Below are 6,875 nucleotides of genomic sequence, written 5' to 3' on the forward strand. Positions count from 1 at the left end.
GAGCGCTTCCCCGAGCTGGCCGAGCGCTTCGCGTGGTTCGACCTGCTGGCTCCCAAGGTGGGCCGGGTCGCGCTCAACCGCGAGCAGCTCATGGGCGGCGGCTTCCACGACCGCGCCGAGCGCGACGCGGAGTTCGACGTCATGCACGGCATGGTCGACAACCCGCTCGCCCGCTGAACCACTCTCCCCGTAAGCGAGAACACCATGAACAGTCATCCCACCCCGCCCGATCCGCTGCCCGTGCCCACAGAGCTGACCCCCGACCGGTGGAACCGCGCCTGCGAACACCTGACCGCCAAGATGGTCGCGGAGCTGTGCTTCGAGTACGCCCTGCGGCCCGCCCCGGAGGGGCCCGAGGCCGAGGGACGCTGGCGGGCCGAGACCGGCGGCGGCGCGGCCTACGTCTTCACCGGACGCCGGACCGGCATGGACGCCTGGCGGGTCGAGCCCGGCAGCGTCGAGCGCCACGCACCCGACGGCTCCACCGCCCCGGCCACGCCCTTCGGTCTGCTGCGCGACCTGGGGGCCGCCGGAGTGGTCGACCCGGCGGTGGAGGCGTTCACCGTCGGCGAGCTCATGTCCACGCTCTCCTGCGACACCCGCCTGGCCGAGGACGAGGCGACCGCCGCCCACCTGGCCGACCTGGACCACGCCCACCTGGAGGGGCACCAGAGCGGACACCCGTGGATCTTCGCCAACAAGGGCCGGGTGGGCTTCTCCGCGGGCGACCGGGCGCTGTACCCGCCGGAGGAGCGCCGGGCCCAGCGCCTGCCGTGGATCGCCGTCCACCGGTCCCTGGCCGAGCACCACGGCGTGCCCGGTCTGTCCCAGACCGAACTGCGTGCCCGGGAACTGGACCCCGGGTCGCTGGAGCGGTTCACCGCGCGTCTGGAGGACCAGGCGGGTGAGCGCGCCGACGAGTACGTGTGGATGCCGGTGCACCCCTGGCAGTGGGACGAGGTCGTCGTGCCGCTGTTCGCCGCCGAACTGGCCGCCGGGCTGATCGTCTCCCTGGGCACCGCCGACGACGACTACCTGCCCCAGCAGTCGATCCGCACCTTCACCAACCTCACCCGCCCCGACCGGCTCAACGTGAAGCTGTCGCTGGCCATCCTCAACACGATGGTCTACCGGGGCATCCCCACCGAGCTGTGCCGGGCCGCGCCCGCCAGCACCACGTGGGTGCACCAGCTCCGCGACAAGGACGCCTTCCTGTCCGAGCGGTGCGAGGTGATCCTTCCCGGCGAGGTGGCCGCCGTCGCGGTCCGCCACCCCGTGTTGGAGGACATCCCCGACGCGCCCTACCGGCACCGCCAGCTCCTGGGAGCGCTGTGGCGCGAGCCGGTCACCGAGCAGCTGCGCGAGAACGAGAGCGCCCGTACCCTGGCCGCCCTGCTGCACGTGGACGGCTGGGGGCGCGCGCTGACCGCCGAGCTGGTGGAGCGCTCGGGGCTGTCGGCCGAGGCGTGGCTGACCGAGCTGTTCGGCGCCGTCCTGCCGCCCGTGCTGCACCTGCTCTACCGCTACGGGCTGGCGTTCAACCCGCACGGGGAGAACGCGATCGTGGTCTACGACGACCGCGACCGCCCGGTGCGGCTGGCGGTCAAGGACTTCGTGGACGACATGAAGTTGTTGGACACCGACCTGCCGGAGTACGCGGACCTGCCCGAGGAGGCGCTGGGTGTGCTCATGCGCTTCGACGCCCGGGAGCTGACGTCCTCGATCGCCAAGTCGCTGTTCATCGGGCACTTCCGGTACCTGGCGCCGCTGGTCGAGGAGCAGCTGGGCGTGGCCGAGGAGCGGTTCTGGGATCTGGTGCGCGCCGAGATCCTGCGCTACCAGGAGGAGTTCCCCGAGCTGGCCGAGCGGTTCGCCGCCTTCGACCTGCTCCAGCCCGAGTTCGAGCGCGTGTGCCTGAACCGGGAGCGCCTGCTGGGCGGCGGGTACCACGAGCGGGCCGAGCGCGACGCCGAGTTCCACCTCGAGGCGCCGCCGATCCCCAACCCGCTGCACCGCGGCCCGTCGTCGGAGGAGAACCAGTGACCACCGGATTCGGCGCCGACCTGCCGCCGCTGACCGAGACGCTGCCGCCGTCTCCCCCGCCGCCGCCGTTCCCGGTTCCGCTGGAGCGGTTGCGCGCGGACGTGGCCTCGGGGGCGATCGCCGACGTCCTGGTCGCCCTGCCCGACCTCCAGGGCCGGGTGCAGGGCAGCCGGGTCAACCCGCGCGACTTCACCGACAGGGTCGTCCGGGACGGGTTCGGGGCGTGCCTGTACCTGCTGGCCACCGACGTGGAGATGGAGGCCCGGCCGGGGTACGCGACGGACCCGTGGGGCGGTGGTCTGGGCGACTTCGACATCATGCCCGACCTGTCCACCCTGCGGTACCTGCCGTGGGACCCGGGGACGGCGCTCGTCCTGGGCGACGCCCGCGACGCCGACGGGGCGCCCGTGGCCGTCGCGCCCCGCCAGGTGCTCCGGGCCCAGCTGGACCGGCTGGCCGAGCGCGGCTGGCGGGCCCTGGCCGGGACCGAGCTGGAGTTCCTGGTGTTCCGGGACGACTACCAGAGCGCGTTCGAGGCCGACTACGGGGGCCTGACCCCGGCGACGCGGTTCAACTCCGACTACGCCGTTCCCGAGGTCGCCGGGATCGACCCGCTCATGCGCCGGATCCGCACGGCGATGGAGCGCACGGGCATGACCGTGGAGTCGGCGCGCGGTGAGTGCCACCCGGGGCAGTACGAGATCGTGTTCCGCTACGACGACGCCCTGCGCACCTGCGACAACCACGTCGTGTACAAGGCGGGGGCCCGGCAGCTGGCCGCGCAGGCCGGTGTGGCGTTGACCTTCATGGCCAAGTACGACGGCGGGGAGGGCAACTCCTGCCACGTGCACCTGTCGCTGCGCGACGAGGACGGCGCGCCGGTCTTCGCCGACGACGGGACCGGCCGGCATGGCATGTCGAAGTACATGGAGCACTTCGTGGCCGGGCAGCTGGCGTGCATGCGCGACTTCGCGCTGATGTACGCGCCGAACATGAACTCGTTCAAGCGGCTGGCACCGGAGGCGTTCGCGCCGAGCAGCATCGCGTGGGGCCTGGACAACCGGACGTGCCCGGTCCGCGTGGTGGGCTCCGGGGAGTCGGCGCGGATCGAGTTCCGGGTTCCCGGCGGGGACGCCAACCCCTACCTGGCGGTCGCGGCGATCATCGCGGCGGGGCTGTACGGGATCGAGCAGGCGCTGCCGCTGCCGGAGCCCACGGCGGGCAACGCCTTCGCCCAGGACGGGCCCCGGCTGCCCGCCTCCCTGGAGGAGGCGGTTCTGGCGTGGGAGGGCAGTGACATCGCCCGCGCCTGCTTCGGCCCGGACGTGGTGCGGCACCAGGCCGCCGCCGCCCGCTCGGAGTTGGCCGCGTTCTCGGCGTCGGTCACCGACTTCGAGCGACGCCGCCACTTCGAGCGCGGCTGACCCCGGTGGTGCCCCCGCCGTCCGCGGCGGGGGGCACCGGGCGGTCCGCCCCGGGGCCAGGGCCCGCCCCGGGCGCTCAGTTCCCCGGGGCCAGGATCCTGGCCGTGAGGGCGGCCAGCTGTGCCCGCATGCGCTCCCGGCTCGTGTGCCGCTGCCCGACGAGGTGTTCCACCAGGTCCGCGCGGGTGGCGGCGAGCAGCGCGTGAGCGGTGAAGTCGCCGTCGCCGAATCCGGGGACGCGCTCCAGCAGATCCCTGAGGGTCCCGTGCCACCGTTCGTAGTGCTCCGCCCGGTAGGGGCTGTCGCCGCCGGTTCCCTCCAGGGCCAGGGCGAGGTGGCGGTGGTCGATCTTGAAGCACAGGACGGCGTCGAGCAGGGCGGGGACGCGCTGCTGCGGCGGGGTGTCCGGTCCCAGGGGCGGCGGGCCCTCCTCGATGGCGGTCCTGATCGGTTCGAGCCGCGTCTCGTACAGGGCGTGGATCAGGCCGGTGCGGTCGCCGAAGGCGCGAAAGAGCGTGGCCTTGCCGACCCCGGCCACCGCGGCGACGTCGGCCATGGTGACCGACCCCGGGCTCTCGCACCGGGCGAACAGTTCATCGGCCGCCGCGAGGACGGCCGCACGGTTGCGGACCGCGTCCTTGCGCGGCTTGCGTTCGGGCATGCGGTTCCTCCGTTTGCATAAGCGGACCCGGGGTCCGTATTGTTTCGCATGAAAACGGACCCTTGGTCCGCATTCTATGGGACGGAGCACCCATGCCCACGATCACGGAACCGGCGGACCTGTTCCGCCACGGCCTGCGCCTGCTTCTGGACAAGGACGTCGCCGCCTGGGTCGACCTCTGGGACGACGACGGAGTCCTCGAATTCCCGTTCGCACCCGACGGCTGGCCCCGGCGGCTGGACGGCAGGGCCGCCGTCGCCGACTACATGCGCGACTACCCCGACCACATCGACCTGCACGGCTTCCCCCACGTGGAGATCCACCAGACCACCGACCCGCGGACCATCGTGGTCGAGATGCGCGGGGTGGGTCGCCTGGTGAGCGGTGACGACCCCTTCGACACGACCTACGTCGCTGTGGTGAGGGTCGAGGACGGCCGCATCACCCGCTACCGCGACTACTGGAATCCGCTCGCGGTCCTGCGCTCCCCGGAGATCGACTTCACGGGCGGGAGGAACCGGTGAGCTCCCCCGGAACGACCCTGGTCATCGGCGCCACCGGCACCACCGGCAGCCGCGTCGTCTCCCGCCTCCTCGCCGGGGGGCACCGCGTCAGGGCGGCCAGCCGACGCCCGACCGGGCAGGCCGTGCGCTTCGACTGGGACGACCCCGCGACCTTCGACGCGGCCCTCGACGGCGTGGACCGGGTCTATCTCATCCCGCCGGTCGGCGCCCCGGACCCCGCCGCCGTCATGCTGCCCTTCCTCATGCGGGGCCGCGCCGCCGCGCTGCGCCGCGCGGTCCTGCTCAGTTCGTCGGCGATCCCCTCCGGCGGTCCGGCCGTGGGACGGGTGCACCAAGCCCTGCCCGACCTGTTCGACGAGTGGGCGGTGCTGCGGCCCTCGTGGTTCATGCAGAACTTCACCGGTGACCACCCGCACGCGCGCAGCGTCCGGTCGGACGGCGTCCTGCTCACCGCCACCGGTGAGGGCCGTGTCGGGTTCGTGGACGCGGACGACATCGCCGCGGTCGCCGTGCACGCGCTCACCGACGCCCGGGCCCCGAACTCCGACCCGGTCATCACCGGACCGGAGGCGCTCGGTTACGACGACGTCGCCGCCGTCCTCACCCGCGTCACGGGACGGACCGTCACCCACCGGCGGCTCACCCCCGAGGAGATGCGCGACCGGTTGGCCGCCGACCTACCACGGGAGTACGCCCAGATGCTCACGGACATGGACCTGGCGATCGCCCGGGGCGCCGAGGACCGCCTCACCGACACCGTCCAACGGCTCACCGGCCGCCCGCCGGGGACCTTCGGCGCGTTCGCCGAACGGGAGGTCGGCCGGTGAGGGGGGCGGTCCGCCCCGCCGGTGGGCACGGCCCCGCGATCGGTCACCGGGGGTTCACACCGCCGTGGTGACGGCGTCGGCGACGCGGGGGATCCTGGAAGCGTCGGCGACGGGAGGACCGGAGTGGACGCCGGGATCATCATCGCCCTGGTCGCGGGCGTGTGCGCGGGCACGGCCATCGGCGTACGGCCGCTGACGGTCAGGCTCACCGGCGGTGTCGCGCGCCGAGACGGGACGGGCGCCCCCTGCCGGGATCCACCCGGACGAGCTCACCCCTACGAGCTCGCCTACCTGGCGGGGGAACCCGGCAGGGAACACGTGCGGCTGGGAGAGGTCGCCCTCATGGAGCTGTTCCTCACGGGACGGATCCGCGCGCAGACCGAGATGGAGGCCCGCGGAAACCGGGGCTCCGGGGCCCCGGACGGCGCCTCGCTCACCCTGGTCGGAGGCGACGCGGGGAGCCCGCGCCCGGGCGATCCGGACCCGATCCAACACCACCTGCTCTCGCTCATCCGCTCGCACACGGGTATGCCCGCGCTGTTCCTGGTGGATGACGTACCCGGGGCGGAGGCGGACGGGGTGCGACGCGGGCTCGTCGACCGCGGGCTGTCCACGCGATCCGCCGCGTTCGCCGGGCTCCTCCACCGCAGGAAGGACGCGAGCGGCTCGGCCCTGGCCACGTTGCTGGGCTCCGTGGCGCTCACGACGGTCCTGCTGTTCACCGCCTCCACCGGTGACGGACCGGGGGCGGCGGACTGGTGGATCGTCCTCGTCCTGTCCGCGGGTGCGACCGCCGTCCTGCTGTCGCTGACGGCGCTGGGGCGCGTCGGCGAAGCGGGCGGGGCGGCCGTCACGCCCGTGACCGCGGCGGGGGCCTCGCTGCTGGCCGGAGCCCGGGAACCGTACGGCGTGCCGCCCCCCGGTGCAGGTCGGGTGACGCTGAGCCAGGCCCTGCGCCACACGGCCGTCCTCGGTTTCCGCGACCTGCAACGTGTGCCGGGACGGGAGTCGGTCCTCTGCGCGCCGTCGGTCCGGACCGACGGCGCGCAGGGGTCGGAACGGACCCACGGCTTCGAGGAGCTGTCCGCGTTCGCACGCCGCTGCCAGGGAGGCTCCCTGGGATGGGACTGGAACCACGGCTCCTCATGAGGAGCCGTGGTCGGATCAGTCCTGCGACCAGACTCCGAGCTCGTTGCCGCTGGGGTCGGTGAAGTGGAACCGCCGTCCGCCGGGGAAGGCGTAGGGGCCGTTGACCACCTCACCCCCGGCCTCGCGGACCGCCGCCACCGACGCGTCCAGGTCGGTGGAGTAGAGCAGGACGAACGGCCCGCCCGGTCGGGCCCGCTCCCCCAGGGCGAGGCCGCCGACCTCGGGGGCGTCACCACCGGCGGGGGTG

General features: G+C 73.5%; 7 protein-coding genes. 5 read left to right on the forward strand and 2 right to left on the reverse strand.

Going from position 1 to position 6,875, the window contains the following annotated elements:
* Positions 1-204: 204 nt before the first annotated feature.
* Together D471_RS0126130 and D471_RS0126135 are read left to right on the forward strand one after the other, a co-directional pair.
* Positions 205-2,043 (forward strand): IucA/IucC family protein, encoded by a 1,839-nt coding sequence (locus D471_RS0126130; RefSeq protein ID WP_040691374.1) that lies wholly within the window; start codon positions 205-207, stop codon positions 2,041-2,043.
* Positions 2,040-3,467 (forward strand): glutamine synthetase family protein, encoded by a 1,428-nt coding sequence (locus D471_RS0126135; protein WP_017601346.1) that lies wholly within the window; start codon positions 2,040-2,042, stop codon positions 3,465-3,467. The genes D471_RS0126130 and D471_RS0126135 overlap by 4 nt, the downstream gene beginning before the upstream one ends.
* A gap of 76 nt (positions 3,468-3,543) precedes the next feature.
* On the opposite strand, the gene D471_RS0126140 is transcribed toward D471_RS0126135, so the two are convergent.
* Positions 3,544-4,128: a TetR/AcrR family transcriptional regulator gene (locus D471_RS0126140; protein ID WP_017601347.1), complete on the reverse strand. Its 585-nt coding sequence runs from the start codon at positions 4,126-4,128 to the stop codon at positions 3,544-3,546.
* Between the two features lie 92 nt (positions 4,129-4,220).
* On the opposite strand from D471_RS0126140, the gene D471_RS0126145 reads away from it, so the two are divergent.
* From D471_RS0126145 to D471_RS0126155, 3 genes are all read left to right on the forward strand, one after another.
* Positions 4,221-4,652, forward strand: coding sequence for a nuclear transport factor 2 family protein (locus tag D471_RS0126145; protein ID WP_017601348.1), 432 nt, complete (start codon positions 4,221-4,223; stop codon positions 4,650-4,652).
* Positions 4,649-5,479, forward strand: coding sequence for an NmrA family NAD(P)-binding protein (locus D471_RS0126150; RefSeq protein WP_017601349.1), 831 nt, complete (start codon positions 4,649-4,651; stop codon positions 5,477-5,479). Before D471_RS0126145 ends, D471_RS0126150 begins: the two co-directional genes overlap by 4 nt.
* 123 nt (positions 5,480-5,602) lie before the next feature.
* Entirely contained in the window at positions 5,603-6,628 is a 1,026-nt protein-coding gene (locus D471_RS0126155; RefSeq protein WP_017601350.1) for a hypothetical protein, read from the forward strand.
* A 15-nt stretch (positions 6,629-6,643) separates the two neighbouring features.
* Here the strand turns inward: D471_RS0126155 and D471_RS0126160 are convergent.
* Positions 6,644-6,875: VOC family protein (locus D471_RS0126160; protein ID WP_017601351.1), on the reverse strand; the 232-nt coding region annotated here is incomplete at its 5' end.

It is taken from the genome of Nocardiopsis lucentensis DSM 44048, from assembly GCF_000341125.1.
GTDB lineage: Bacteria > Actinomycetota > Actinomycetes > Streptosporangiales > Streptosporangiaceae > Nocardiopsis > Nocardiopsis lucentensis.

Excerpts from the sequence above, each read along its gene's own strand:
- D471_RS0126140 (WP_017601347.1), bottom strand. The coding sequence starts at position 4,128 with ATGCCCGAACGCAAGCCGCGCAAGGACGCGGTCCGCAACCGTGCGGCC.
- D471_RS0126145 (WP_017601348.1), top strand. The coding sequence starts at position 4,221 with ATGCCCACGATCACGGAACCGGCGGACCTGTTCCGCCACGGCCTGCGC.
- D471_RS0126130 (WP_040691374.1), top strand. The coding sequence starts at position 205 with ATGAACAGTCATCCCACCCCGCCCGATCCGCTGCCCGTGCCCACAGAG.